This is a genomic window from Microbulbifer sp. JSM ZJ756 (assembly GCF_044383805.1).
GTDB lineage: Bacteria > Pseudomonadota > Gammaproteobacteria > Pseudomonadales > Cellvibrionaceae > Microbulbifer > Microbulbifer zhoushanensis.
Map to the genome: position 1 here is coordinate 177,371 of NZ_JBISER010000009.1, position 25,213 is coordinate 202,583.

24 protein-coding genes are annotated in these 25,213 nt (G+C 63.3%); 10 read left to right on the plus strand and 14 right to left on the minus strand.

Features of this window, described 5'->3' with window-relative positions; translation table 11 throughout:
* The first annotated feature begins 32 nt into the window (after positions 1–32).
* Complete coding sequence (locus ACH6CX_RS15015) at positions 33–2,150, plus strand: prolyl oligopeptidase family protein (protein ID WP_396675750.1); 2,118 nt, start codon at positions 33–35, stop codon at positions 2,148–2,150.
* A gap of 59 nt (positions 2,151–2,209) precedes the next feature.
* Here the strand turns inward: ACH6CX_RS15015 and rsmI are convergent, their stop codons facing one another.
* Positions 2,210–3,049, minus strand: a complete 840-nt coding sequence (gene rsmI, locus ACH6CX_RS15020; protein WP_232941291.1) for a 16S rRNA (cytidine(1402)-2'-O)-methyltransferase — start codon at positions 3,047–3,049, stop codon at positions 2,210–2,212.
* A 37-nt stretch (positions 3,050–3,086) separates the two neighbouring features.
* Here rsmI and ACH6CX_RS15025 point away from each other — a divergent pair, with 37 nt between their 5' ends.
* Genes ACH6CX_RS15025 through ACH6CX_RS15040 form a run of 4 tightly spaced genes read left to right on the plus strand, consistent with a single transcriptional unit; the run spans position 3,087 to position 6,609 of the window.
* Positions 3,087–4,994: a penicillin-binding protein activator gene (locus ACH6CX_RS15025; RefSeq protein WP_232941290.1), complete on the plus strand. Its 1,908-nt coding sequence runs from the start codon at positions 3,087–3,089 to the stop codon at positions 4,992–4,994.
* Positions 4,991–5,368, plus strand: coding sequence for a YraN family protein (locus ACH6CX_RS15030; protein WP_232941289.1), 378 nt, complete (start codon positions 4,991–4,993; stop codon positions 5,366–5,368). The genes ACH6CX_RS15025 and ACH6CX_RS15030 overlap by 4 nt, the downstream gene beginning before the upstream one ends.
* A gap of 56 nt (positions 5,369–5,424) precedes the next feature.
* Entirely contained in the window at positions 5,425–6,015 is a 591-nt protein-coding gene (locus tag ACH6CX_RS15035; protein ID WP_232941288.1) for an SIS domain-containing protein, read from the plus strand.
* A 3-nt stretch (positions 6,016–6,018) separates the two neighbouring features.
* Complete coding sequence (locus ACH6CX_RS15040; RefSeq protein ID WP_232941287.1) at positions 6,019–6,609, plus strand: BON domain-containing protein; 591 nt, start codon at positions 6,019–6,021, stop codon at positions 6,607–6,609.
* A 148-nt stretch (positions 6,610–6,757) separates the two neighbouring features.
* On the opposite strand, the gene ACH6CX_RS15045 is transcribed toward ACH6CX_RS15040, so the two are convergent.
* The gene (locus tag ACH6CX_RS15045; protein WP_232941286.1) at positions 6,758–7,948 is read right to left on the minus strand and encodes an acetyl-CoA C-acyltransferase; all 1,191 of its coding nucleotides are present in this window, start codon (positions 7,946–7,948) and stop codon (positions 6,758–6,760) included.
* A gap of 228 nt (positions 7,949–8,176) precedes the next feature.
* On the opposite strand from ACH6CX_RS15045, the gene ACH6CX_RS15050 reads away from it, so the two are divergent.
* Together ACH6CX_RS15050 and ACH6CX_RS15055 are read left to right on the plus strand one after the other, a co-directional pair.
* Positions 8,177–8,773 carry a LemA family protein gene (locus ACH6CX_RS15050; RefSeq protein WP_232941285.1) on the plus strand — a complete coding sequence of 199 codons (597 nt, stop codon included), beginning with the start codon at positions 8,177–8,179 and terminating at the stop codon, positions 8,771–8,773.
* Positions 8,774–10,726 carry a M48 family metallopeptidase gene (locus ACH6CX_RS15055; RefSeq protein WP_396675754.1) on the plus strand — a complete coding sequence of 651 codons (1,953 nt, stop codon included), beginning with the start codon at positions 8,774–8,776 and terminating at the stop codon, positions 10,724–10,726.
* A 153-nt stretch (positions 10,727–10,879) separates the two neighbouring features.
* On the opposite strand, the gene ACH6CX_RS15060 is transcribed toward ACH6CX_RS15055, so the two are convergent.
* From ACH6CX_RS15060 to zapE, 9 genes are all read right to left on the minus strand, one after another.
* Positions 10,880–11,494, minus strand: a complete 615-nt coding sequence (locus tag ACH6CX_RS15060; protein WP_232941283.1) for a Yip1 family protein — start codon at positions 11,492–11,494, stop codon at positions 10,880–10,882.
* A 112-nt stretch (positions 11,495–11,606) separates the two neighbouring features.
* Complete coding sequence (locus ACH6CX_RS15065; protein ID WP_396675756.1) at positions 11,607–12,836, minus strand: diguanylate cyclase; 1,230 nt, start codon at positions 12,834–12,836, stop codon at positions 11,607–11,609.
* A gap of 164 nt (positions 12,837–13,000) precedes the next feature.
* On the minus strand, positions 13,001–13,396 hold the full coding sequence (locus ACH6CX_RS15070; protein ID WP_232941281.1) for a ClpXP protease specificity-enhancing factor: 396 nt from the start codon (positions 13,394–13,396) through the stop codon (positions 13,001–13,003).
* Positions 13,397–13,419: 23 nt separating this feature from the next.
* The gene (locus ACH6CX_RS15075) at positions 13,420–14,046 is read right to left on the minus strand and encodes a glutathione S-transferase N-terminal domain-containing protein (protein WP_232941280.1); all 627 of its coding nucleotides are present in this window, start codon (positions 14,044–14,046) and stop codon (positions 13,420–13,422) included.
* Positions 14,047–14,187: 141 nt separating this feature from the next.
* Positions 14,188–16,389 (minus strand): ubiquinol-cytochrome c reductase, encoded by a 2,202-nt coding sequence (locus ACH6CX_RS15080; protein WP_232941279.1) that lies wholly within the window; start codon positions 16,387–16,389, stop codon positions 14,188–14,190.
* Complete coding sequence (gene petA, locus ACH6CX_RS15085; protein ID WP_232941278.1) at positions 16,386–16,985, minus strand: ubiquinol-cytochrome c reductase iron-sulfur subunit; 600 nt, start codon at positions 16,983–16,985, stop codon at positions 16,386–16,388. The genes ACH6CX_RS15080 and petA overlap by 4 nt, the downstream gene beginning before the upstream one ends.
* 313 nt (positions 16,986–17,298) lie before the next feature.
* Complete coding sequence (rpsI, locus tag ACH6CX_RS15090; protein WP_232941277.1) at positions 17,299–17,691, minus strand: 30S ribosomal protein S9; 393 nt, start codon at positions 17,689–17,691, stop codon at positions 17,299–17,301.
* 14 nt (positions 17,692–17,705) lie between these two features.
* Positions 17,706–18,134: a 50S ribosomal protein L13 gene (gene rplM / locus ACH6CX_RS15095; RefSeq protein WP_232941276.1), complete on the minus strand. Its 429-nt coding sequence runs from the start codon at positions 18,132–18,134 to the stop codon at positions 17,706–17,708.
* Between the two features lie 125 nt (positions 18,135–18,259).
* Positions 18,260–19,399 (minus strand): cell division protein ZapE, encoded by a 1,140-nt coding sequence (gene zapE, locus ACH6CX_RS15100; RefSeq protein ID WP_237063386.1) that lies wholly within the window; start codon positions 19,397–19,399, stop codon positions 18,260–18,262.
* Positions 19,400–19,620: 221 nt separating this feature from the next.
* Between zapE and ACH6CX_RS15105 the strand changes: the two genes are divergently transcribed.
* Complete coding sequence (locus ACH6CX_RS15105; protein WP_232941274.1) at positions 19,621–20,079, plus strand: YhcB family protein; 459 nt, start codon at positions 19,621–19,623, stop codon at positions 20,077–20,079.
* Positions 20,080–20,193: 114 nt separating this feature from the next.
* Here ACH6CX_RS15105 and sat read toward each other — a convergent pair whose 3' ends face one another.
* A complete protein-coding gene (gene sat / locus ACH6CX_RS15110) occupies positions 20,194–21,384 on the minus strand; it encodes a sulfate adenylyltransferase (RefSeq protein WP_334078771.1) in 1,191 nt (396 codons plus the stop codon).
* Between the two features lie 156 nt (positions 21,385–21,540).
* On the opposite strand from sat, the gene ACH6CX_RS15115 reads away from it, so the two are divergent.
* Both ACH6CX_RS15115 and ACH6CX_RS15120 read left to right on the plus strand, forming a co-directional pair.
* Positions 21,541–22,731: a S1C family serine protease gene (locus ACH6CX_RS15115; protein ID WP_396675761.1), complete on the plus strand. Its 1,191-nt coding sequence runs from the start codon at positions 21,541–21,543 to the stop codon at positions 22,729–22,731.
* A 23-nt stretch (positions 22,732–22,754) separates the two neighbouring features.
* Positions 22,755–23,216 carry a nuclear transport factor 2 family protein gene (locus ACH6CX_RS15120; protein WP_396675763.1) on the plus strand — a complete coding sequence of 154 codons (462 nt, stop codon included), beginning with the start codon at positions 22,755–22,757 and terminating at the stop codon, positions 23,214–23,216.
* 6 nt (positions 23,217–23,222) lie between these two features.
* Here ACH6CX_RS15120 and hisD read toward each other — a convergent pair whose 3' ends face one another.
* Both hisD and hisG read right to left on the minus strand, forming a co-directional pair.
* Positions 23,223–24,530, minus strand: coding sequence for a histidinol dehydrogenase (gene hisD / locus ACH6CX_RS15125; protein ID WP_232941270.1), 1,308 nt, complete (start codon positions 24,528–24,530; stop codon positions 23,223–23,225).
* 10 nt (positions 24,531–24,540) lie between these two features.
* The gene (gene hisG, locus ACH6CX_RS15130) at positions 24,541–25,179 is read right to left on the minus strand and encodes an ATP phosphoribosyltransferase (RefSeq protein WP_237063392.1); all 639 of its coding nucleotides are present in this window, start codon (positions 25,177–25,179) and stop codon (positions 24,541–24,543) included.
* Positions 25,180–25,213: the final 34 nt, after the last annotated feature.

Consider the following 25,213-nt stretch of genomic DNA (forward strand, 5'->3'; position numbering starts at 1 on the left):
CGCGATCATGCAGTTCTACAGGTTAATCAATTATGAGAATAAAAGTTCAAGGACTCGCCCTGTCGGCGCTGGTGCTCCTCTCCAGCCCGGGCCGGGCTGCCGAGGACCCCTATCTCTGGCTCGAGGACGTCGAGGGTGAGCGCGCGATCGAATGGGTCAAGCAACAGAACGCGGAGACCCGGGGCCGGCTGGCCGGGGGCGAGCTGTACCAGTCGCTGTATAAAGATGCCCTGGCGGCACTCAGCGCCGAAGACCGCCTGCCGGAAATCAGCCAGAAAGGCGAGTGGCTCTACGAGAACCACCACAGCAAGGACAACCCCCGTGGCCTGTATCGCCGGATCAAGGCCGACGCATTCGACCAGGGCAGCGAGAAATGGGAAACCGTGCTGGACATCGATGCCCTCTCCCGCGACGAGGGCAGGAAATGGGTCCTGAAGGGCATGACCTGTGAGGACGACGCCCAGACCCGCTGCCTGGTCTCCCTGTCCGCGGGTGGCGGCGATGCCGTCGAGCTACGGGAATTCAACGCCCGCAAGAAGGCATTCATCAAGGGTGGCTTTTTCTCCCCCATGGCCAAGCAGTCCGCCGTCTGGGTCGACGCCGACCAGCTGCTGATTGCCACCGCCGGCGGCGAGCACGGCGCCACCAACTCCGGCTACGCCCGCACCGTCAAGCTGTGGCAACGCGGCAAGAGCCTCGACAAGGCCCGCACGGTGCTTGAAGTCCCGAAGGAATCCGTATGGGTCAGCCCGACCTCCGTCGGCACTGGCGAAGACAGCCTGATCCTGCTGGGCGAGGGCCTGGATTTCTGGCACCAGCGCAGCTTTGTGTTCCGCGATGGCAAGGCCGTTCCACTGCAGCTGCCGGAGAGCGCCGAGATCAAGGGCGCGCTGGGTGAACAGCTGGTAGTGAAGCTGAACAGGGACTGGAAAGTCGAAGACAGGACCTGGCCGCTCGGCAGCCTGGTACTGGTTACCCTGGAGTCCCTGCTGGATGGCGCCACCACAGTCGCACCGCTGGTCATGCCCGGTAAGAGCGAAGTAATCGATTCTGTCGTGGTATCCGCGGCCGGCGTGCTGGTGACCATGCTGGACGACGTGAAAGGACGGGCATATTTCTACCGGCAGGATGACAAGGGCTTTACCCGCACCCCCATTGAAGTGCCCGACAACGGCCAGCTGTCCATCGCCGCCTACGACGAGGAAAGCGGCAACGCCTACCTGAGCTGGCAGAATTTTGTCACCCCGCCCACGCTGTATCGTTACCACCCGGCAGCCGGCGAGCTGGACCGCATCCTGGTGCAGTCACCGACCTTTGACGGCAGCAAGTTCAAGATCGAGCAGTATTTCGCCGAATCCCGCGACGGCACTCGCGTGCCCTATTTCGTGGTGATGCCGAAAGATATCGAGCTGGATGCCGATAACCCCACCCACATCTTCTCCTACGGCGGCTTCCGCAATGCCCTGCTGCCGTCCTATTCCGGCTCCTACGAGCCGCTGAACGGCGCCTACGGCAAGCTGTGGCTGGAGCGCGGCGGGGTCTATGTACTGGCGAACATCCGTGGCGGCGGTGAGTATGGCCCGGCCTGGCATGCGGCCGCATTGCGTGAAAACCGGACGAAGTCCTTCGAGGATTTCGCCGCGGTTGCCGAGGACCTGATCGAGCGCCGCATCACCCGGCCCCAGCGCCTCAGCATCGAGGGCCGCAGCAATGGCGGGCTGTTGGTGGGCGCCAGCATGACGCGCCGGCCGGACCTCTTCAATGCCGTGATCTGCGGCGTACCGCTGCTGGATATGAAGCGCTACCACAAGCTGCTGGCGGGCGCCTCCTGGATGGGGGAGTACGGCAACCCGGACACCGACGACTGGGACTTCATCAAGGAGTACTCGCCCTACCAGAACCTGGAGCCCGGCACCGAGTATCCCTCCGTGTTCTTCTTCACCTCCACCCGCGATGACCGCGTACACCCGGGCCACGCCCGCAAGATGGCGGCGCGGATGAAGGCCATGGGCCAGGACGTGGAGTACTTCGAGAACCTGGAGGGTGGGCACAAGGGCAGCGCCACCAATGAACAGCTGGCCCACCGGGTAGCGCTGATGTTCGCGCACCTGTGGACCTCGCTGGAGCCGAAACCGAAGCGCGAGGGCTGAGCCGGCCATCGCTCGTAACTCCCTGCACCGGGCTCGCCGATGTGTTCGGCGGGCCCGGGTTATTTGCGGGACAGGCTCCAGTTGTACAGCACCTTCTTGTTGACCCCGGTGATCTCCGCGGCCACTGCCGCGGCGCGTTTGGGCGGCAGCTCCCCCAGCAGCAGGCCCATGACACGCTCCGCCTCGCTGTCCAGTTCGTCGGCTTTGCGCTTCTCAGCCCCGCGGACCATCAACACGATCTCACCGCGCTGCTGGTTGCTGTCCGCCCGTACCCAGGCCGCCAGCTCCGCCAGCGGCGCCAGGTGGAAGGTCTCGAAAGCCTTGGTCAGCTCACGGGCAATCACCGCCTCGCGCTCATCGCCAAAGGCCTCCGCCATGGCGTCGAGGGTATCGGCCACCCGGTGCGGGGCCTCGTAGAACACCATGGTGCGCTCCTCCCCGGCCAGCTGCTCCAGCGCCCGCGCGCGGGCACCGGACTTGGCCGGCAGGAAGCCCTCGAACGTGAAGCGGTCGCTGGGTAGGCCGGCGGCGCTCAGGGCGGCGACAAAGGCGCAGGCCCCGGGTACCGGCACCACGCGGATACCCCGGGAACGTGCCTCGCGCACCAACCGGTAGCCCGGGTCGGAAATCAGCGGCGTGCCCGCATCTGAAATGAGCGCTACCGTCTCGCCCGCCTCCAGGCGCTCGAGGATACGGGCAGTGCGCTGGTCGTCCGAGTGGTCGTGATAGGCCACCAGGGGCGTATCGATATCGAAGTGGGAAAAAAGTCTCTGACTGTGACGCGTGTCCTCTGCCGCCACCAGATCGGCGCATTGTAGAACTTCAATCGCTCGCGGTACCATATCGGCCAGATTACCGATGGGTGTAGCGACCACGTAAAGCGCCTGATCCGGCCCCATAGCACACTCCATGATTCAAGATTTGTGGGAGAAATGTATGTCCGCCCTCAACCGGCGCACGCCCCCTGTTGTTACCAGGCTTGCCGCCAGTGTGCTGGCCCTGGCCCTGGCTGCCTGCCAGACCCCGACCCCGAAACCCGATACCGGGCTGGCCAGCGGGCCGGTGACCGCCGAAGCCAGTCGTGGCACGGCGATGGAAATGCTGCAAAGTGCCAGGGACATGGACGCGCCGCAGCGCGACCAGCAGACGGTCAAGGCTGCCGCCATTCTATACGGACTGGGCGACAATGCGACCGCCCAACAGGCCCTCGATGGGGTCGAGCCAAAAAACCTGGACGATGTGCAGTACGCGCAGTACGCCCACGTATACGGCAATGTGCTGGCCGCGCAGGATGAATTTTTCCGCGCCCTGGACCTGGCCACCGCACCGCGCCTGGATGGCAACTGGCTGCGCCTGCCGCCGGATACCTCCCTGCCCCTGCGCAACCTGCGGGCCCAGCTCTGGGGCCTGCTGGGTGATATCGACAGCGCCATCGAGGAGCGCCGCCAGATCGCGCACCTGGCCCGTACCCCCGAGGAGATCGCCGAGAACAACAACGGCTTCTGGCAGCTGCTCACCCAGCTGCCCTCCAGCGAGCTGCAGCAGCGTGCCAGCCAGAGCGCCAACCATATGATGCGCGGCTGGTACCAGCTGGCCCTGCTGGGCCGCAGCACCCAGACCGATGTGAGCGGCCAGCTGACGGAATTCAGCCGCTGGCGCCAGCAATGGCCGCGCCATACCGCCGCCATGTACCCGCCGCGGGCCATGCAGCTGCTGGAACGCCTGGCCGCACAGCGGCCCCAGCGCGTCGCGCTGCTGCTGCCACTGTCCGGGCAACTGGGCAGCGCCGGCCGCGCCATCCACGACGGCTTTATGGCCGCCTACTACACCGCGCTGGAAGCGGGAGCGCCCACCCCCGCGGTAGAGGTTTACGATACCGGCACCGCGCAGCCCTTCGACGAGGTCTACCAGGCCGCCGTTGACGCCGGTGCCGAGGTGATTGTGGGGCCGCTGGACAAGGGCAAGGTCGCCAACCTGCTGGCCACCGAGACCCTGCCGGTTACCACCCTGGCCCTCAACTACGGTGACAGTGGCCGCCTCACCGATGACCTGGTGCAGTTCGGCCTGGCGATCGAGGACGAGGCCCGCCAGGTGGCGCGCCATGCCTATCGCCAGGGCCACCGCCAGGCCCTGATCATGGCTTCCGACGCCGGCTGGGGACAGCGCGGCGCCCAGGCTTTCCAGGAGGAGTGGCAACGCCTGGGCGGGCTGGTCAGTGGTCGCAAGACGTTCCACGACAAGAGCAACTTCTCCAAGATGGTCAGTGATGCCCTGCTGATCTCCGACAGCACTGCGCGCGAGGCAGCCCTGCGCCGCACCCTGGCCGCGCCGCTGGAGTTCACCCCGCGCCGCCGGGACGATGCCGATATGCTGTTCCTGGCGGCACAGCCGGGCCAGGCACGCCAGATCAACCCGATGCTGACGTTCCACTACGCCAGTGACCTGCCGGTGTACGCCACGTCGCACGTCTTCGAGGGCAATATCAACCCGCAGCGCGACCGGGATATCAATGGTATCCAGTTCACTGCCCTGCCCTGGCTGTTCGAGGATGAGAACCGCACCAAGCAGAACATCGTCAGCCAGGCCGCACCATCACCCGCGTTCGCACGGCTGTATGCCCTGGGCGCCGATGCCTTCCGCCTCTACCCGCGCCTGCCCATGCTGCGCGAGTTCCCGCAGCAGCGGGTGCACGGCCTGACCGGCGCGCTGCAACTGAGCGATGACGGCCGCATTGTGCGCGAGCAGATCTGGGCGCGGATGGATGAAGGTTCACCGGTACCGGTGACCACGGCCGGCGAACCGCTTGGCGAGGCCGGCAGCACAGGGATTGGCGGCGCCCAGTGAGCTTTTTTCGCCGCGGCGACGCCCCGGGCAGCATCGGCTCCCGGATGGAAGCGCACGCGGCACAGTTCCTGCAGAAGGCCGGATTGAAGGTTGCCACGCGCAACTTCCGCAGCCGCCGGGGCGAGATCGATATCGTCGCCTGGGATGGCGATACCCTGGTGTTCGTGGAGGTTCGCTACCGGCGCAACAGCCGCTTCGGCTCGGCCGGTGACTCGGTAGACCGCCGCAAGCAGCGCAAGCTGATGTCCGCCGCCGAGAGCTACCTGCAGGCCCATAAACTGGACTGTCCCTGTCGCTTCGATGTAGTGGCGATAGAGGGTGAGGACGGGCAGGTCGAATGGATTACCGGTGCTTTCGCCGGCGAGACAAGCTGAATAGTCAGCGGTAACGGCAGGGGCCGCTACCCGAGGAGATTACCCAGACGGGATCGATGGAACAGAGAGTTGTAACCCTTTTTCACCGCAGCCTCGAGGCAACCATGAACGGTGGCGAGATACTCGCCCCGCTGATCGCCGAGGCCAGCGATATGATCGTCCATACGCTGCTGGAAGAGCGCAAGCTGCTGATCTGTGGCAACGGTGTCAGCGGCGCGCTGGCACAGAGTTTCTGTGCCCAGCTGGTGGGCGGTTTCGAACGTGAGCGGCCGGGCCTGCCGGCCATCGCCCTGAGCGGTGACGCGGTCTCCCTGAGCACCGTGGCCCGCAATCATGGCCGCGCCGAGTCGTTTGCCCGCTCGGTGCGGGCACTGGGACAACCTGGTGACCTGCTGGTGATCGTCAGCAACGACGGGCGCGACTCCAACCTGGTGCAGGCCATGCGTGCCGCACGCGACCGTGATATGGGCATTCTCGCCCTGACCGGCGGCGACGGCGGGGACTGTGCGGCCCTGCTGGATAATCACGATATTGAACTGCGCGTGCCTTCCGAGGTCGCAGCGGAGGTGCACCAGGTACATCTGTTAACCATTTTCTGTCTGTGCGATCTCATCGACAGCAGTTTGTTCGGTGGCTACGAGGACTGAACCATGACCATCAAGCTTTTCAACCGCAACCTTAACCTGGCCCTTGTGCTGGTGCTCAGTACGGCTTTCGCCGGCTGTGCCTCGGTACTGGAAGCCACCAGCGACGGCCCCATCCAGCAGGATCCGGGCAAGCGCTCGCTGGGCACCTACATGGACGACCAGAAGATCGAGACCGTCACCACGGTCAATATCAACAAGGCGCACCCCGCCCTCAAGGAAGCCAACATCAACGTCAACGTGTTCAATGGCGTGGTGCTGCTGACCGGCCAGGTCAATGATCCGGAGATGCGCCTGCTGGCCGGGCGCACCGCACAGCAGGTGAAAAACGTGCGCCAGGTCTACAACGAAATCCAGGTGCGCGGCAATGTATCCCTGCTCGCCAGCAGCAGCGATGCGTGGCTCAGCACCAAGGTGCGCAGTGCCCTGCTCGCCGACAAGGAAGTGGACAGTGGCCGCATCAACGTCGTCACCGAAAACGGCGTGGTCTACCTGATGGGCCTGCTGACCCGTGCGGAGGCAGAAATGGCAGCGGACGTTACCCGCAGTATCGGCGGTGTCCAGAAGGTCGTGAAGGCTGTGGAGTACGTGGACTGAGGCGGTCTCCCGCACCGGCAGTGACCGGAGCCGCATAAAAAAACGGAGGCAGGGCCTCCGTTTTTTTTATGCCTGGATTCAGTGCCTGCCACCCACCCCGCTGTCCCGCCACGGCCGGGCGGGACAGGGGCTGGTGCGCAGGGCCAGGTCAGACCCGCTCGATGGCAATGGCGGTCGCCTCGCCACCACCAATGCAGAGGCTGGCCACGCCCTTGTTGAGCCCGCGCTTCTCCAGCGCCCCCAGGAGGGTAACGATGATGCGCGCACCGCTGGCGCCCAGCGGATGGCCCAGGGCACAGGCGCCGCCATTCACATTGACCTTGTCGTGCGGCAGGCCGAGTTCCTTCATGGCCGACATGGTGACCACCGCGAACGCCTCATTGATCTCGAATAGGTCGACATCGCCGGTACTCCAGCCGGTTTTTTCCAGCAGTGCCTGCATGGCGCCCACCGGCGCAGTGGTGAACCACTCCGGCTCCTGGGCAAACTGGGTCTGGCCGCGCAGTACCGCCAGCGGCTTCAGGCCGCGGCGCTTCGCCTCGCTCTCGCGCATCAGCACCAGTGCCGCGGCACCATCGGAGATGGAGCTGGCATTGGCCGCAGTCACAGTGCCGTCCTTGCGGAACGCCGGCTTCAGCTGCGGAATCTTGTCCGGGCGGGCACTGCCCGGCCCCTCATCCACGCTGACCTCCACATCGCCACGGCGCGAGGAAATGGTGACCGGGGTAATCTCGCGCTCGAAAGCGCCCTCTTCAATCGCGGCATTGGCGCGCGCCAGGGATTCCAGGGCGAAATTGTCCTGTTCCTCGCGGGTGAATTCATACTTGTCCGCGGTGCACTCGGCAAAGTTGCCCATCAGCTGGCCGTCATAGGCGTTTTCCAGGCCGTCGAGGAACATGTGGTCCATTACCTTGCCGTGGCCCAGGCGCATGCCGCCGCGGGCCTTGGGCAGCAGGTAGGGGGCATTGCTCATGCTTTCCATGCCACCGGCCACCACCACACTGGCATCACCCACCAGCAGGGCATCGCGGGCCATCATCACGGTTTTCATACCCGAGCCGCATACCTTGTTCACGGTGCTGGTCGGGGTGCCCTCGGGAATACCGGCCCCCAGCGCCGCCTGTCGCGCCGGTGCCTGGCCCACGCCCGCGGGCAGTACACAGCCCATCAGCACCTCATCGACGTCGCTCCCGGAAATCCCGGCATCCGCCAGCGCCGCGCGGATCGCCGCGGACCCCAGTTGCGGAGCACTGAGTGCAGACAGGGCTCCCTGCATTGCGCCCATGGGCGTGCGCGCCATTCCGACAATGACCACTGGATCCGAATTTACATCACTCATACGCTGCTCCGATTCTGTGCCGGCGTCCTGGTACGCGCCGGCGATCTATTTATTGCGGCGGCATTATAACCGATCCGCGGGCCACTGCCGCCATGCGTCCCTGGTCGGGTCTCCCCCACCCGGTCACCGCCCGGGTGAGCGCAGGATTGCGGCCTTGCTCAAGTCACCGGCAACCCGGGCCATGCTAGTATCGGCGCCACAAAAACCGCGATAACAATAGGATGACAAATGGAATTCTCGGGAATTTTCTGGATCGTGGCCATCGCCGCGCTGCTGTTCTACGTAATCAGCATCTACAACAAACTGGTTTCACTGAAAAACCGCTACCAGAACGCCTTTGCGCAGATCGAGGTGCAACTGAAACGCCGCTATGACCTGATCCCCAACCTGGTGGATACCGCCAAGGGCTACCTGAAGCATGAACGTGACACCCTGGAAGCGGTGATAAGTGCCCGCAATACGGCCCTCAGCGGCCTCAAGTCCGCCGCTGCGGACCCGGGCAACCCCAAGGCGATGGCTGACCTGGGGCACGCCGAGGGAGCCCTGGCCGGGGCGCTGGGCCGCCTGAACGTGGTCATGGAGGCCTATCCCGACCTCAAGGCCAACCAGAACATGATGCAGCTGAGCGAGGAGCTGACCAGCACGGAAAACAAGGTCGCCTTTGCCCGCCAGGCGTTCAACGATTCGGTCATGGCTTACAACATTTACCGCCAGAGCTTCCCGCCGGTTTTCTTTGCCGGCTTTTTCGGCCACCGGGACGACGCACGCCTGCTGGAGTTTGAAGACTCGGCAGAATTCCAGGCAGCGCCACGCGTGGAGTTTTAAATGAACTTTTTCGAGCAGCAGGACCGCGCGCGCCGCAACAGTACCCTGCTGGTGGGCCTGTTCGCCCTCGCCGTTTTCCTGCTGATTGCCATCACTACCCTGCTGGCAGCAGCGCTCACCGCCTACAGCCGCGGGCAGGATTTCAGCCTCGCCAGCGCGATACCGCAACTGGGCTGGGAAACCGTGGCGATGATCGCCCTGTCGATTCTCGCTGTTATCGGCCTCGGCAGCCTGTACAAGCTGCGCCAGCTCGCCGCCGGCGGCCAGGCCGTGGCGGAGTCCCTGGGCGGGCGCAAGATCAATCTCTCACCAGACGGTGTGGCAGAGCAACGGGCACTGAACGTGGTGGAGGAAATGGCCATCGCGTCCGGTACTCCGGTCCCGGATGTATATGTCATCGAGGACCCGGCCATCAATGCCTTTGCCGCCGGGATAAAACCCGCCGACGCGGTGATCGGACTGACCCGCGGCAGTATCGAGCGCCTCAGCCGGGCTGAACTGCAGGGAGTGGTAGCCCACGAGTTCAGCCACATCCTCAACGGCGACATGCGCCTCAACCTCCGTATTGTCGGCCTGCTGCACGGTATCCTGATCATCGGCCTGCTCGGCTACTGGCTGCTGCGGGGCTCTCACCTGGGCTCCACGCGGGATAACCGCGGCCGCGCGGCGCTGCTGGGTATCGGCGCCGGGCTGATGGTGATTGGCTATACCGGCACCTTTTTCGGCAACCTGATCAAGGCTGCGGTCAGCCGCCAGCGGGAGTTGCTTGCCGACGCCTCCGCAGTGCAGTTCACCCGCGACAATACCGGCATCGCCGGGGCCCTGAAGAAAATCGGCGGCCACAGCGACAGCTCGACCCTGGCTTCCCGACAGGCTGCAGAATACAGCCATATGTACTTCGCCAGCGGGTTGCGTCGCTCTTTCGCGAACCTGTTCGCCACCCACCCCCCGCTACCGATACGTATCCGGCAGCTGGACCCGGCCTGGAATGGCCAGTTCCCCGCGGCTCCCGCAGCGCCCCCGCCGGCGGCGGTATCCTCACCACTGGCGGCCGGCATTGCCGGTGAGGCGCCACTGGAATCAGTGGCCGCGGCGGTGGATAACAGTATTGCCAATCCCGGCGAGGAACACACCGACTACGGCCGCCAGCTGCTGGCTGCGGTGCCCCCGGCCCTGCACGCCGCGGCCCACGATCCATTTGCCGCGCGGGCCGTGGTGTACCGCCTGATGCTCCACCGGGACCAGGCTCGGCGCGAGGAGCAGTACCAGATGCTGCGCAAGCTCGCCCATCCCGCAGTAATGCGGGAAATGGACCGGCTGGAGGGGGATTTCAGCGCCATGCCGGAATGCTCACGACTGCCCCTGCTGGACCTCTGCGTGCCGGCCCTGCGGGGCCTCGTGCCCCAGCAGTACCAGGTTTTTAAACGCAACCTGATCAAGCTGCTGCGCAGTGACAATCGGGTCGACCTGTGGGAGTGGGCCCTCTACCGCTTGCTGATGCACGCCCTGGAGGACAGTCCGGACCGGCAGCGACTGGCTTCCGGGCCCCGCGCGCACCGGCACGCTGCGGGCTTCCTGCTCGCGGCCATGGCACATGCCGGCAACCCCGACTACCTGGAGGCCAAGCGGGCGTTCGAGGCGGGAATGAACGCGCTGCAACTGGAGCGCATCCCCCTGCCGGCGCGACGGGATATCACCCTCGCACGGCTGGACAAGGCCGTGGCCATCGCCGCGGGCGAGCGGCCCCTGCGCAAGCCCGCCCTGCTCAAGGCCATGGCTACAACCATGGCCCACGACGGCCTGATCGCAGCCGAGGAAATCGAGCTGCTGCGGGCGGTGGCGGACAGCCTGGACTGCCCGATGCCCCCCATCTGCCCGCAGGTGGTAGACCGGAGTCTCTCCAGGGGTGCGCCGGCCGGCGCCACCGGCCGCCAGGCAACGCCGACAGGCTGAAACAGAAAAGCCGGCCCTGTGGCCGGCTTTTTTTATTCCCGTTAAACACCCGCAAATAACATTGGGCGGCATTCCCCGGTAGCTGCGGTACTCTCAAGAGGCGGCGCCAAGAGGCACTGCAGCTCACCCCGCTCGCATCGGTGTTCCGGCAGGTCAATTCTGGTAGATCGGTCCCACGCCCATACTCCAGAGAATCACGGACCCCACCCGCACTGTCACCAGCAGGACCAGCCCTACCGTCACCACCGATGTGGCGTACATAAACGACTGCTCTTTACTCAGGTTCATCAGTATGGGAATGCCCTCGTAGATCAGGTAGATCGAGTAGCAGGCGGCGAGCATGGTCACCCCCGCGTTTACCCACAGGTTGGGATAGAGCCCGATAAAGCCCACCAGGAAAATGGGTGTGGTGACGAAAACCGCAAGCGCCGTACCCTCGTAATGCCGGGTTTCCTCGTTACCCTCGACCATATATGTCTTTGCCATCCAGTTGATGAACTCGCCGAACAGGTAGACCCCGATCAGCATGGCCAGGTAGGTGAGAATGGCCAGGGTCGCGGCACTCGCCGGGGTGAGCTTGGCGACGTTATCCCCGACCCGGAAACCGAACTGGGTAACACCGATGTAACCGCTGATACAGGGAATCAGGGCGAGGAAGGGCACATGGCTGAGGAAAACCTGGGCAAAAGAGTGCTTGTCGGCACGGATTGCCTTCCACTCCTTGTCCGGGTTGGTGAGGATGCCGAGGGTATGACTCAGGATTCGCACGCTTCTTCTCCCTATTTCGCTTTTGCTAGCAGTATCGGGGGACAGCACCCGATTCACCAACACTTAAGAAGAATAGCACGCCAATTTTCCGCGGAGCCGATAGCGTCGAATACTAGCGGTGGGCACATACCCGGTTGCGACCGCCGCGCTTGGCCCGGTACAGGGCTTTGTCGGCCGCCGCCAGCACCTGGTCCGGAGCCCGCATCTCCCGGGATGCGGACGCCAGCCCCACGCTCACCGAAGTCTTGATCGCCTGGCTGCCGCCGCGCCCCCGCAGGCGCTTGCCTTTTGCCTTCTTGGCCGGCCGGCCGGCGCCACGGATACGCAAGGGATAGGCGGCAATTTTATCGCGCATCCGCTCCAGCGAGCGCTCGGCGCGCTCGCCATCACGGCCCCGGAACACCACCACAAATTCCTCGCCGCCATAACGGAACGCCCTGCCACCGCCGTACCGGGCAATCTTGCCCGCCACCATCCGCAGCGCCTGGTCCCCTACCTGGTGTCCATGGCGGTCATTGAGCTTCTTGAAGTGATCGATATCCACCACGGCGATACTGTAGTTGCGTCCCAGGGTGAGCAGGTAACGGCTGTAGGCGCGGCGCGAGGGGATACCGGTCAGCTCATCCCGGAAGGCCAGCTCGTATGCGCTGCGCAACGCCAGCAGGGCCAGCAGCAGCCCGGCACAGACCGCCAGGATCAACAGGGTACGGCTCCCACCACCCAGCACGTAAACCGACAGGGCGAGGAGAATACAGGAGAGGAGGCCCAGGTTAACCGGGTCCCGGTGCACCATGGACACCGCTACACCCAGCGGTACAGCCAGCAGGAAAGCCAGGTCAGCCCAATTGAGCCCCGCCAGCCAGCCACCCGGCATGCCAGGTGACAGCCCGGAGACCAGTGCCGCCAGTGGCCTGGCCGATGAGAGGGCAGAGCTGCAACACTCGTACAGGGATACCAGCCCCAGGGCCTCGCCCGCCAGCACTGCCGTGAGCAACAGGCCAAAGCCGCTGAGCACGCTGCGATCACGCAGGCCCATAACAAGCGCGGTATTAAGAGACACCAGCGCCAGGCCGTGCACGGTCAACCATGGACGCGACGAGGCGGGCAGCTGCTCCAGCAGGATAAACCCTGCCAGTAACTGGCCCGCGACAAAGGCGAGCCGGCTGGATTTGAAATAGACGCCCAGCGCCAGCGCGGCTCCCAGCAACAACATCGCCAGCCGGGGCGCAAGGTCCAGGTCGATGGAAACGGGCTGGAAATAGAGCGCCGCAGCCAGGCCCAGGGCCAGTGCGGGCACCCAGCCCTGGCGGAATATATGCAGGATTTGCGATATCAACGGCATCGTCACTTCACAGTCCAACGGGGCTGCCGATTATAGGGATTGGTTCACGCGCCATCCGGCACTGGGTCGCAGACTGGAATGTGAGGGAGTCAGGCAGGCAGGGATATGGCCAATGGACCCGGAGGGGGGAACCGGTCGACAGCCGCGAACGGCTGCCGGCGGAATTACTTGACCACGCGCAGGGAGGGTTTTTTGGCGGATTTCTTGCCCAGGCTGGTGGGTGGCGTGGGCTCCGGCGGTTCGGGGGTTTCCTCAGCCTCGAACACCATGCCCTGCCCGTTCTCCCGTGCATAGATGCCCACCACAGCGCCCACAGGCACCTGGATGTCAGTGGGAACACCGCCGAAACGCGCATTGAAGCGGATTGCGTAGTTATCCATGGTCAGCCCGACCACGGCACTCTCGGAGATATTGAGTACTATCTGGCCATCTTCGTTGACGTGCTGCTGGGGCACCAGCACCCCGGAGAGATGGGTATCCACCAGGATGTAGGGCGTACAGCGGTTGTCGCTGATCCACTCGTAAAAGGCCCGCAGCACATACGGACGATTGGATGTCATGGCCGGTTTACTCAACGATCACCTCAACGCATTTCCCGTTCGAATTCGGTCAGGCTCTGCTGGAATGCCTCACGGGTAAACAGGCGATCCATATAGTCCAGCAACGGCTTGGCCTGCTTGGTCTTCGGCAGGCTGATTTCGAACTGCTCCAGGCGCCACAGCAGCGGGGCCATGCAACAGTCGACCAGGGAGAACTCTTCATTGAAGAAGAACGGCAGGTCGTTGAACAGCGGAGCGATACCTACCAGGCTGTCGCGCAATTCCTTGCGGGCCGCCGTCGCCTCTTTGCCCCCGGCCAGGATCTTGTCCACCAGCGGACACCAGTCCCGTTCGATACGATACATGATCTGGCGGCTCTGGGCGCGCGCCACGGGATAAACCGGCAGCAGTGGCGGGTGCGGGAAGCGCTCGTCCAGGTACTCCATCATGACCTTGGTTTCAAACAACACCAGGTCCCGGTCAACCAGGGTGGGCAGGGAGTTGTAGGGGTTGAGGTCCGCCAGCTCGGCCGGCTTGTCTTCCGGGTCCACATCGATGATATCGACAGAAACCCCTTTCTCCGCGAGCACGATACGCACGCGATGACTCAAATGACTACGACCATCGGAAAAGAAGGTCATGGAGGAGCGCTTGTTGGTGGGCACACCCATCTTGTAACTACCTCAAACTGGCGGCCGGCAATGCGCCGGCCGGGGATCCGAAAAACGAAAGGGTGATGGAGCAGCTCCACCACCCAGACACGGCGCCCGCTACTGGCTGGCGCCGGATAACTTTTGGCGATCGACCGCGGTTCAGTGCCCGATGTCTTTCCAGTACTCGCGGTTCAGCAACCAGGCGAACGCGAAGAACACGAGGATAAAGGCCAGCACATAGAAGCCCACGCGCTTGCGATCTTCCGCCATCGGCTCGGCGATGTACTCCATAAAGTTCACCAGGTCATACATGGCCTGGTCGAACTCCGCGTCGGTCATGGAACCCTTGACCTCGCCCACCTGCAGGCTGCCGCAGTCGGCATCCATGATCGGGTTACCCAGCTCATCGCGCACTACATGGCCGTGGTCACGCTTCGGACCCGGGGCGCATTCCGGCAGGCCCTGCAGCTCCATCAACACGTGCGGCATACCCACGTTCGGGAAAACCTTGTTGTTCACGCCGGTCGGGCGGCTGTCATCCTTGTAAAAACTGCGCAGGTAAGTGTAGAGCCATTCCGGGGAGCGGGACCGGGCCACCAGCGTCAGGTCGGGCGGCGCGGCGCCGAACCAGACCTTGGAATCCTCCGGCCGCATGGAGATCTTCATCAGGTCGCCGATCTTGTCGTCGCCCAGCACCAGGTTCTGCACCATCAGCTCATTGGGGATTTCCAGATCGCTGGCCACCCGCCCCCAGCGGGAAAAGTTGGCGCTGTGGCACCCCATGCAGTAGTTGACGAAATACTTGGCGCCGCGCTGCAGGGACGGCTTGTCCTGCAGGTCGATATTGATGTGGTCCAGCTCCACGGTGCTCTCCGCACCCACTGCCTTGATCGGCAGGAAGGCCAGCAGGAAGACCACCACGATACCCATAAACAGGACCCCGAACGTCTTCTCACCCGACGGGCTGGTAACCCGGGTCGGCGGCTCGCCGATGTGGTCGCGGCTGGTCAGCCACGGCAGCGCCGCGAACAGGCCAGCCAGGACCAGGGCTGAAATGCCCACGAACAGGCTCGCCTTGAAGTTGCTGACCGCCATCCACAGGAACAGCAGGCCGAAAATACCGCTCACCACCCAGGACGCCATGCTCTTGCGCTCGGTCGGGTTGGACCAGATAGGCATGGTGATGAAGTAAGCGAAGTAGAACAGCGTCGCTACCTGTGCCAGGAAGTTACGGCCCGGGGTCGGCGACTTCACACCCAGGTAACCCAGGATGATGAACACCGCGGCAAACACCAGCAGCAGCGCTTTCGGCAGCACGCCCTTGTAGCGGATGGAGCGCACAGGGCTCTTGTCCAGCCAGGGCAGCACGAACAGGATCGCAATCGCCGCGCCCATGGCCACCAGGCCCAGGAACTTGGCGGTCAGCGGGCCGATATCGATGGTTACTGCACGCAGGATGGCGTAGAAGGGCGTGAAGTACCATACCGGGGCAATATGCGCCGGGGTCTTCAGCGGGTTTGCCTCCTCAAAGTTGGCAAATTCCAGGAAGAAGCCGCCCATCTCCGGGAAGAAGAACACCACTACACAGAAGATAAACAGGAATACCGCAATACCCACCAGGTCGTGCACGGTGTAGTACGGGTGGAAGGCAACACCGTCTTTCGGCACGCCATTCTCGTCCTTCACCTTCTTGATATCGATACCGTCGGGGTTGTTGGACCCCACTTCGTGCAGCGCCAGGATGTGCAGCACTACCAGCAGCACCAGTACCAGCGGCAGCGCGATCACGTGCAGCGAGAAGAAGCGGGTCAGGGTGATACCGGAGATCAGGTAGTCACCACGAATCCACTGTACCAGGTCCTCACCAATCCCGGGGATGGCACCAAACAGGGACACGATCACCTGGGCACCCCAGTAGGACATCTGGCCCCACGGCAGCACGTAGCCCATGAAGGCCTCGGCCATCAGGACCAGGTAGATACACATACCGAAGATCCACACCAGCTCGCGCGGCGGCTTGTAAGAGCCGTACATCAGGGCGCGGAACATATGCAGGTAGACCACCACAAAGAAGGCGGATGCGCCGGTGGAGTGCAGGTAGCGGATCAGCCAGCCCCATTCCACGTCACGCATGATGTACTCGACGGAAGCGAAGGCGCCGTCAGCGGACGGGTTATAGCTCATCACCAGCCAGATGCCGGTCAGCAGCTGGTTGGCCAGCACCAGCATCGACAGGACGCCGAAGAAGTACCAGAGGTTGAAGTTCTTGGGCGCGTAATACTTGCCCATATGGGTATCCCAGGCGCGATAAATCGGCAGCCGCTGGTCTACCCAGTCACCCAATGCCGTTAGCCAGTTCATGCGCTGCCCTCCTGGTCCACACCGATTACGATCACATCATCATTTTCATAGGAGTAAGGCGGCACATCCAGGTTGGTCGGGGCCGGCACTCCCGTGTACACGCGACCAGCCATGTCGTACTTGGAGCCGTGGCACGGGCAGAAAAAGCCACCCAGCCAATCAGCACCGCCCAGGTCGGCGGCACCCACCTCGGGGCGGAACATCGGGGCACAGCCAAGGTGCGTGCACAGTCCTACCAGCACCAGCAGCTGCGGTTTGATGGAACGACTCTTGGGATCGACGTATGCCGGCTGGTTGGACTCCTCAGAATCCGGGTCTCGCAGCATCGGCACAACCTTCTCCAGGTTCTGCAGGGCCTCCTCGCTGCGACGCACCACGTAGACCGGCTTACCACGCCACTCAACGGTGACCATCTGGCCCGGCTCGAGCTTGCTGACATTGTATTTAACCGGGGCGCCGGCCGCCTTGGCCTTGGCACTCGGATTCCAGGACTTAACAAATGGCACGGCAATTCCCACCGCCCCGGCACCACCTACTACAGAGGTGGCAGCGGTCAGGAAACGGCGCCGGCCTACGTTTACACCGTCATCACTCATGACGTAGTTCTCCCATCACAGCTTCTCCCCGGGGGAAGATTGGCTGACCCAAACCCAAAAAAGTTGTAGAAAAGGTCCCTTAAAGGTTCCCCCGGAAAGATTGCCCGGGCGGATTAACCCCAAAAATCAAGCGGATACAAATTCGCGCAATGTTAAAGAAAATGCCATTTTGATACAAGGTAAACACGGAAGGGAACGTCGGGCATCGCGTAGCGAACTGGCCACAAATTAACCAAAACCTGTGACAACTGGCCGACTCCCGCAGGAGACAGGAATAAAAAAGCCCGGCAGGAGCCGGGCTTGAAAAAGCAGATTAACGCTTGGAGAACTGCGGTCTCTTGCGCGCCTTGCGCAGACCCACTTTCTTCCGCTCAACCGCACGCGCATCGCGGGTTACGTAACCCTCTGCACGCAGCGGCTCACGCAGCGCCTCGTCGTACTGCATCAGTGCGCGGGTCAGGCCGTGACGGATAGCGCCCGCCTGGCCGAAGGAACCGCCGCCCTTCACAGTGACGTGGATATCAAATTTTTCCACCATATCGACCTTTTCCAGCGGCTGGCGCACGATCATGCGAGCCACTTCGCGGCCGAAATACTGGTCCAGGGTGCGACCGTTCACGGTGATTTTGCCTTCACCCTGCTCGATGAATACACGGGCAGTGGAGGTCTTCCGACGGCCGGTACCGTAATATTGAGTAGTTGCCATAAGAGTATTTCCGTTTAGATCGCCAGTTCAATCGGCTGTTGCGCCGCGTGAGGATGTTCGCTGCCTTTATACACTTTCAGCTTTTTGAACATCGCACGACCCAAAGGACCTTTCGGCAGCATGCCCTTGACGGCGCTCTGGATAGTGCGCTCGGGGGCTTTTTCGATCAGTTTCTCAAAGCTGATGGACTTGAGACCACCGGGGTAGCCGGAGTGGCTGTGGTAGATCTTGTCCTGCGCCTTGCGACCGGTCACGCGGACCTTTTCGGCGTTGATCACAATGATGTAATCACCGGTGTCCACGTGGGGCGTATACTCAGGCTTGTGCTTGCCGCGCAGACGGGTGGCGATCTCGGCGGAAATACGCCCGAGGGTCTTGTCCGCAGCGTCGACAATGTACCAGTCGCGAGTTACCGCTTCCGGCTTGGCACTGTAAGTCTTCATGTTATAAAACACCTGCATTGGGCCCCCGGAATGGAGGCCGTCCCACAAAAGAGCGCGAATACTACATAAGCGCCCGGGGCATTTCAAGGATTATCTGGGTGATTTTTAACCCGCCTGACATCAACTTAGTCTGGACGGTGGGGCCGCGCCAGATACTCCCGCGACTGCATCTCCAGCAGGCGGCTGACCGTGCGTTCAAACTCGAACCGCAGGTGCCGGCCCTGGTACAACTCCGCCACTGGCACCTCCGCCGAGATGACCATCTTGACACAGCGGTCATAAAACTCGTCCACCAGGTTGATAAAGCGGCGGGCCTGGTTCTCCATGCGCCCATCCATCCGGGGCACATTGGCCAGCAACACGCTGTGATACTCCCGCGCCAGCTCTATATAGTCGTTCTGTGAACGGGGTCCATCGCAGAGTTCCGCGAACTCGAACCAGGCCACATCATCCGCCTCCTTGCGCGCCACGATCGAGCGCCCCTCTATATCCAGTGCCTCGTACTCACGGATCTCGGCCCCCTCCACGATCAGGCTGGCAAAGCTCTCCTCCAGACTCCGGTCCGCCTCCGCATCGAGGGGACAGTGATACAGCTCGGCCCTCTCCAGCGCCCGCAGCCGGTAGTCGGTGCCGCCGTCCACATTCAGCACCCTGGTATGCCGCCGCAGCAGGTCGATGGCCGGCAGGAAGCGCGCCCGCTGCAGGCCATTGCGATACAGGCCCTCTGGCTCGATATTGGAGGTGGCCACCAGTGCCACCCCGCGCCGGAAAAGCGCGTCCAACAGGCTCGCCAGGATCATCGCGTCGGTAATATCGGACACGAAGAACTCGTCAAAGCAGAGAACCCGGGTACGCGCGGCGATACCGTCGGCCACCAGCTCCAGCGGGTTCTTTTCACCATCGAGGCGCTTGAGCTCGCGATGCACCTCGCGCATAAAGCGATGGAAGTGCGTGCGCTGCTTCTCGGCAAAGGGCAGTGACTCGTAGAATGCGTCCATCAGGTAGGTCTTGCCGCGCCCTACCCCACCCCAGAAATAGAGGCCGGTTTCCGGCTCGCGCGCGGGCCGCTGCCACAACCCTTGCAGGCGCTGCCACAGCCCCTGCGCCTGCCGCTCAGAACACAGTCGCTCATAGAGGTCCTGCAGTTCCTCGACAGCGGCTTCCTGCGCAGGATCGGCGACAAAATCCGGTCGCTGCAGGTCCCGCTGGTAACGCTCGATCGGCGAGAGCCGTGATGGCCGCTGGGTAGAGATGTCGGCAGGCATGGTTCGCTGTTGGACCCTGGGTGGTTGCGAGGGGCGCCACTTTACCAAAATACGCGCAATCCCGCCTAGCGCGGGGACGACCGAGCAGCTGGACCCGATACGGGCTGACCAGCCGGCCATTATTTCCAAATCGCCCCGACGCCAGCGCCTGAATTGCGTATACTAGGCCCTGGACGGCGCCACGGACGGCGCAGACATTCGCAATCCGGGAGACTGTATTCGTGCACTCTACATCCATTCTTATTCTGGTCGGGATTCTGGGACTGGCGCTGGGCGCGCTGCTGGCATTTCTCGCCACCCGCAACCGCGGCGGTATCGACCGCACCCAGGAACTGGAGCTGCGCCTGAAGGAGTCCAACCGCAAGCTCGAGGACTTCCAGCTGCAGGTCAACGAACACTTTGACCAGACTGCCCAGCTGGTCCACAACCTCACCGAGAGTTACCGCGAGGTGCACGAGTACCTGGCGAACAGCGCCATGCGCCTCTCCAGCCAGGATATCGGCCGGCAGATGCTGGAGGCCGGCAGCGGCAAGCTGAGCGAAAACGACGAGAGCCTCAAGAGCGTCGAGCCCCCCCGGGACTGGGCCCCGAAAGAGCCCGGCGCCAAGGGCACCCTGGCCGAGGACTACGGCCTGGACAGGGACCAGCACGAGCGCTCCGAGAGCGTGGCCAATCGCTAACCGGCTCCCTGGGCGAAGAAAGCCAGGAAACAGCACGGCAAGGGCCGCGCGGCGGCAATAAAAAAGGGCGGGTATCAACCCGCCCTTTTTCGTTTCACCTTTCCCGGTTCCCGGTCAGATGCTCTGGTAGTAATCCATCAGGATCTGGGCAACCTCCGGGCGGGAGAACTCCGGGGGCGGCGCAATGCCGTCACCCAGCATTTCACGCACCTTGGTGCCGGACAGCAGGATGAAGTCCTCCTTGGTGTGATCCGGCACGTCCCGCATCATCACCACCTTATTCAGCTTTTTTGAGTAGGCCGTGTGATCCGCGCGGAAGATTTCGATCTCCAGCGCCCCTTCCGGTACCTTCTCGTCGAAAATGGTCTGCGCATCGAAGGCGCCGTAATAGTCACCCACGCCGGCGTGGTCGCGGCCCACGATCAGGTGGCTGCAGCCACAGTTCTGGCGGAATACCGCGTGCAGCACAGCCTCGCGCGGCCCGGCATAGAGCATGTCAAAACCATAGCCGGTCACCATCACGGTGTTCGCGGGGAAGTACAGTTCGACCATCTTGCGGATTGACGCATCGCGTACCGGCGCCGGGATATCGCCGGGCTTCAGCTGGCCCAGCAGCATATGGATCAGCACACCATCGGCGTCCACCGACTCCAGGGCCATCTTGCACAGTTCCTCGTGGGCGCGGTGCATCGGGTTGCGGGTCTGGAATGCGACCACCTTGTTCCAGCCGCGCTCGGTGAACTCATTGCGGATTTCAACCGCAGTGCGGAAGGTATCCGGGAAGTCACTCTGGAAGTAGCTGAAGTTCAGTACCTCGATCGGGCCGGAGAGCAACTTGCGGCCCGCGGACTTGAAGGTCGCCACACCGGGGTGCTTATCGTCCAGGGTGCCGAAGACCTGCTCGGCAATGGTGTTGACCTGCTCGTCGGTGACGGTTTCGATGGCCTCCACATCCATAATCGCCAGCACCGGGTTGCCCTCCACATTCGGGTCGCGCAGCGCGATACGGGACGCGCCCTCGATGGCACTGGTGTCCTGCACCATGTTAACCACCGGCACCGGCCAGAACAGGCCATCGGAGGTACGCAGGGACTTCGCCACGCTCAGGGTATCGGCCAGGTTCATATAGCCGTGCAGCGGGTTGAAGTAGCCAGCCCCCAGCATTACCGCATTGGCAGCTGCCGCTGAACTTACCACGATCGACGGCAGGGACTCCGCCTCGTGCATCAGCTGGTGGTGCCGTTCACTGTCATAGACAAAGCGGGGCTGCAGCTCGACGCTGCCGTGGGGGCGAACCAGGGACATACGGGTCTCCGAAAGTTTATCGTTTCTTGCCAATGGAATAATCAGGAGCACGCATTATACGGAATCCGGGCGTGCACCCAAGGGGCAGCGAATTTGCGGCACGCGATGAATCCGGGCGCCAAACCCGTATAATGGCCGCAAATTCAGGAGGCAAGAGTGTCCTTACAACGATTTCTGCAAGACTGGGCCATCCCCGCAGGCATCGGCCTGCTGCTGGCAGTGGGTGCCCTGCTGCTGTTCCCCCAGCTGCGTGATGGGGCATTCGGTCCCGAGCGGGACGAGTGGAGCGGCCCCGTGTCCTATGCCCGGGCGGTCAATAATGCCAGCCCGGCGGTGGTCAACATTTATACCCGCAGCGCCGTGCCCCAGCAGCGCCACCCGCTGCTGGACAACCCCGCCTTCCGCGCCCTGCTCGAGAGCACCGAGCTTCCCCACCAACTGCGGGACCGCATGCAGGCCAACCTGGGCTCCGGCGTCATCGTGAGCGAGGATGGCTATATCCTCACCAATCACCACGTGATCAACCAGGCCGAAGCGATCACCGTCTACCTGGCCGACGGGCGCGAGGCCCGCGCGGAACTGGTGGGCACCGAGCCAAACTTCGACCTCGCCGTGCTCAGGGTCGACCTCCCCGACCTGCAGACCATCGAGGTGGGCGACCCGGAACAGGCCCAGGTGGGCGATATTGTGCTGGCAATCGGCAACCCCTTTGGCGTCGGCCAGACTGTGACCCAGGGCATCATCAGCGCCACCGGCGCCCGTAACCTGACCAACTACGGCGCGGGCGGCTGGCTACAGAGCTTCCTGCAGACTGATGCGGCGGTAAACCCCGGCAATTCCGGCGGTGCCCTGGTGGATACCCGTGGCCGGCTGCTGGGCATCAACACATCGATCCTGGACAAGAGCGGCTACACCGGCGGTATCAGCTTTGCCATTCCCGCCAACATCGCCCTCAAGGTGATGGAGGACATCATCGAGTATGGCCGCGTGGTGCCGGGCTGGCTGGGGATCGAGGCCGCCGACCTGCGGCAGTTACCGCAGCTGGCCCCCACCCTCAAGCTGCCCCCGTCGACCGAGGGTATCGTGGTGCTCGCCATCTATAACGAGGGCCCGGCCTTCAAGGCCGGCCTGAAGCCCGGCGATGTGCTCACCCATATCAATGGCCTGCCACTCAACAACGGTATTCGCGGCCCGGCGACCATGTTCACCCTGCGCCCGGGCGACACGGTCACCATCAGCTACATCCGCAACGGCATCGAGTCGACCACCGAGGCTATCGTTGCAGAGCCGCCGCAGTCCCAGGGCGAGGACCCCGGCCAGGCAGCGCCACCGCCCACCCAGGAATAACAACCACAATGAGGACGCTAGCCATGCGTATATCCCTGATTCTCGCAGTAGCAGTCACCACCCTCCTGGGCACACCGGCAATTGCCGACGATCGCGCCGCCCTGGATAAGCAGCTGGACAACTTCCTCGCCGCCACCCACAAGAAACAGGCACACCAGCGTTTCTGGGCGGAGGACCTGGTCTACACCAGTTCCAGCGGTGCCCGCTTCGGCAAGGAGACGATCCTGCAGGGATTCGAGGGACAGGAACAGCAACCGGCTACCGCCGCTTACCGGGCAGAGGATGTGGATATCCGGCTGTTCGGGGACACTGCTGTCGTGGCCTTCCGGCTGGTGGCCGAGGAAAGGGCGCAGCCCGATGCCGGTGACAAGCCAGGGGACAGCGCCCCGACCTCCTACTTCAACACCGGCACCTTCGTGAAACGTGATGGCGAATGGCGCGCCGTGGCGTGGCAGGCGACCAGGATCCCGGCACAGGAAGACTGACGCGGGTCAGTCCTTTACCCGGTACTCGGCCGAACGGGCATGGGCCTCCAGACCCTCGCCGCGGGCCAGGGCCCCGGCTACGCGACCAAGCTGGTCGGCGCCTTCCGGGGAGCAGTGAATAATCGAGCTGCGCTTCTGGAAATCGTACACCCCCAGCGGCGAGGAAAACCGTGCAGTGCCACTGGTAGGCAGTACATGGTTGGGACCGGCACAGTAATCCCCCAGTGCCTCGGCGGTGTGGCGCCCGAGGAAGATCGCCCCGGCATGGCGAATCTGCGGCAGGTAGCTTTCCGGATCCGCCACAGACACTTCCAGGTGCTCGGGGGCGATCCGGTTGGCCACCTCGATGGCCTGCTCAATCGAATCCACCGCGACCAGCGCACCGCGCCCCGCCAGCGATGTGGCAGCGATATCGCGGCGCGGCAATTCATCGAGCAGCTTTTCCAGTGAGGCCTCCACCGCACCAAGGAAACCCCGGTCGGGACTGAGCAGGATCGACTGCGCCTGCTCATCGTGCTCCGCCTGGGATAGCAGGTCCATGGCAATCCAGTCCGGGTCGGTCTGGCCGTCACAGATCACCAGGATTTCAGACGGGCCGGCAATCATATCGATTGCCACACGCCCGAAAACGGCCCGCTTGGCACTGGCAACGAAGATATTGCCCGGACCGACAATCTTGTCCACCCGCCCCACTGTCTCGGTACCATAGGCCAGCGCGGCCACCGCCTGGGCCCCGCCGATGGTGAAGACCCTGTCCACACCCGCAATCGCCGCTGCCGCCAGCACCAGGTCACTGACCTGGCCATCGGGCGCCGGCACCACCATGGTGACGGAATCCACACCGGCCACCCTGGCCGGCAGTGCATTCATGAGCACCGAGGAGGGGTAGCTGGCCTTGCCACCGGGCACATAGATACCCACACGCTCCATCGGCGTGATTTTCTGGCCCAGCACCGTGCCATCGGACTCTGTGTACTGCCAGGATTCCTGCCGCTGGCGCTCGTGGTAGGCACTCACGCGCTCCGCGGCCACCTCAAGGGCTCCGCGCTCGGCCGCGGATATTCTCTGCAGGGCTGCCTGCAGGGCCTCGGCGGACAGCACAAAACCCTTCGCGGATTGCAGGTCGCGGCGATCGAAACGGTTGGTATATTCGATCAGGGCGGCGTCGCCACGGGTGCGAACATCCTGCAGGATGGCAGCTACAGTCTGCTCGACAGCATCATCGGCAACCGATTCCCAGGCGAGCAGATCGTCGAGCTGCCGGTCGAAATCGGCACTTGCGGCATCCAGCCGGCGGATCAGGGCGCTGCTCATATCGGCCACCTCAGCTTGCATCCCGCGCGCTCACAGCGGCGGAGAGTTTCTCGATCAGGGCATTGATGGGGCTGTATTTCATTTTCATCGACGCCTTGTTCACGATCAGGCGACTGCTGATATCCGCGATCTTGTCCCGCGCCTCCAGGCCGTTGGCCCGCAGCGTATTGCCGGTATCGACGATATCCACGATCTCATCGGCCAGCTCCATCAAAGGCGCCAGCTCCATCGCCCCGTACAACTTGATGATATCCGCCTGGCGCCCCTGGGCCGCATAGTAGCGTCGCGCACTCTGCACAAATTTGGTCGCAACCCGGATCCGGCCACGCGGCAGTGCTGCACCGGCGATTCCCGCCGTCATCAACTGGCAGCGTGCGATTCCCAGGTCGAGCGGTTCGTAGAGCCCATCATTAGGATGCTCCAGCAACGTATCCTTGCCCGCCACACCAATGTCAGCGGCCCCGTGCTGCACATAAGTGGGTACATCCACACCGCGCAGGATCAACAGGCGTACGCCATCCTGGTTGGTGGGGAATATCAGCTTGCGGCTCTTGGTGATGTCTTCCTGCGGCTCCAGGCCGGCGGCCGCCAGGAGCGGCAGGGTTTCCTTGAGGATCCGCCCCTTGGTAAGCGCTATTGTGATCTGCATCGTTATGACAGTTATTCAGGTATGTTTTGGGCCA

Bases quoted from the DNA above. Each gene is read 5' to 3' on its own strand.
- ACH6CX_RS15075 (WP_232941280.1), bottom strand. From the start codon at position 14,046: ATGGGTGTGCCCACCAACAAGCGCTCCTCCATGACCTTCTTTTCCGAT.
- ACH6CX_RS15045 (WP_232941286.1), bottom strand. From the start codon at position 7,948: ATGAGTGATGTAAATTCGGATCCAGTGGTCATTGTCGGAATGGCGCGC.
- ACH6CX_RS15070 (WP_232941281.1), bottom strand. From the start codon at position 13,396: ATGACATCCAATCGTCCGTATGTGCTGCGGGCCTTTTACGAGTGGATC.
- ACH6CX_RS15035 (WP_232941288.1), top strand. From the start codon at position 5,425: ATGGAACAGAGAGTTGTAACCCTTTTTCACCGCAGCCTCGAGGCAACC.
- ACH6CX_RS15050 (WP_232941285.1), top strand. From the start codon at position 8,177: ATGGAATTCTCGGGAATTTTCTGGATCGTGGCCATCGCCGCGCTGCTG.
- sat (WP_334078771.1), bottom strand. From the start codon at position 21,384: ATGTCCCTGGTTCGCCCCCACGGCAGCGTCGAGCTGCAGCCCCGCTTT.
- petA (WP_232941278.1), bottom strand. From the start codon at position 16,985: ATGAGTGATGACGGTGTAAACGTAGGCCGGCGCCGTTTCCTGACCGCT.
- ACH6CX_RS15080 (WP_232941279.1), bottom strand. From the start codon at position 16,389: ATGAACTGGCTAACGGCATTGGGTGACTGGGTAGACCAGCGGCTGCCG.
- zapE (WP_237063386.1), bottom strand. From the start codon at position 19,399: ATGCCTGCCGACATCTCTACCCAGCGGCCATCACGGCTCTCGCCGATC.
- rplM (WP_232941276.1), bottom strand. From the start codon at position 18,134: ATGAAGACTTACAGTGCCAAGCCGGAAGCGGTAACTCGCGACTGGTAC.
- ACH6CX_RS15025 (WP_232941290.1), top strand. From the start codon at position 3,087: ATGTCCGCCCTCAACCGGCGCACGCCCCCTGTTGTTACCAGGCTTGCC.
- ACH6CX_RS15065 (WP_396675756.1), bottom strand. From the start codon at position 12,836: ATGCCGTTGATATCGCAAATCCTGCATATATTCCGCCAGGGCTGGGTG.
- rpsI (WP_232941277.1), bottom strand. From the start codon at position 17,691: ATGGCAACTACTCAATATTACGGTACCGGCCGTCGGAAGACCTCCACT.
- hisG (WP_237063392.1), bottom strand. From the start codon at position 25,179: ATGCAGATCACAATAGCGCTTACCAAGGGGCGGATCCTCAAGGAAACC.
- hisD (WP_232941270.1), bottom strand. From the start codon at position 24,530: ATGAGCAGCGCCCTGATCCGCCGGCTGGATGCCGCAAGTGCCGATTTC.
- rsmI (WP_232941291.1), bottom strand. From the start codon at position 3,049: ATGGGGCCGGATCAGGCGCTTTACGTGGTCGCTACACCCATCGGTAAT.
- ACH6CX_RS15015 (WP_396675750.1), top strand. From the start codon at position 33: ATGAGAATAAAAGTTCAAGGACTCGCCCTGTCGGCGCTGGTGCTCCTC.
- ACH6CX_RS15055 (WP_396675754.1), top strand. From the start codon at position 8,774: ATGAACTTTTTCGAGCAGCAGGACCGCGCGCGCCGCAACAGTACCCTG.
- ACH6CX_RS15040 (WP_232941287.1), top strand. From the start codon at position 6,019: ATGACCATCAAGCTTTTCAACCGCAACCTTAACCTGGCCCTTGTGCTG.
- ACH6CX_RS15120 (WP_396675763.1), top strand. From the start codon at position 22,755: ATGCGTATATCCCTGATTCTCGCAGTAGCAGTCACCACCCTCCTGGGC.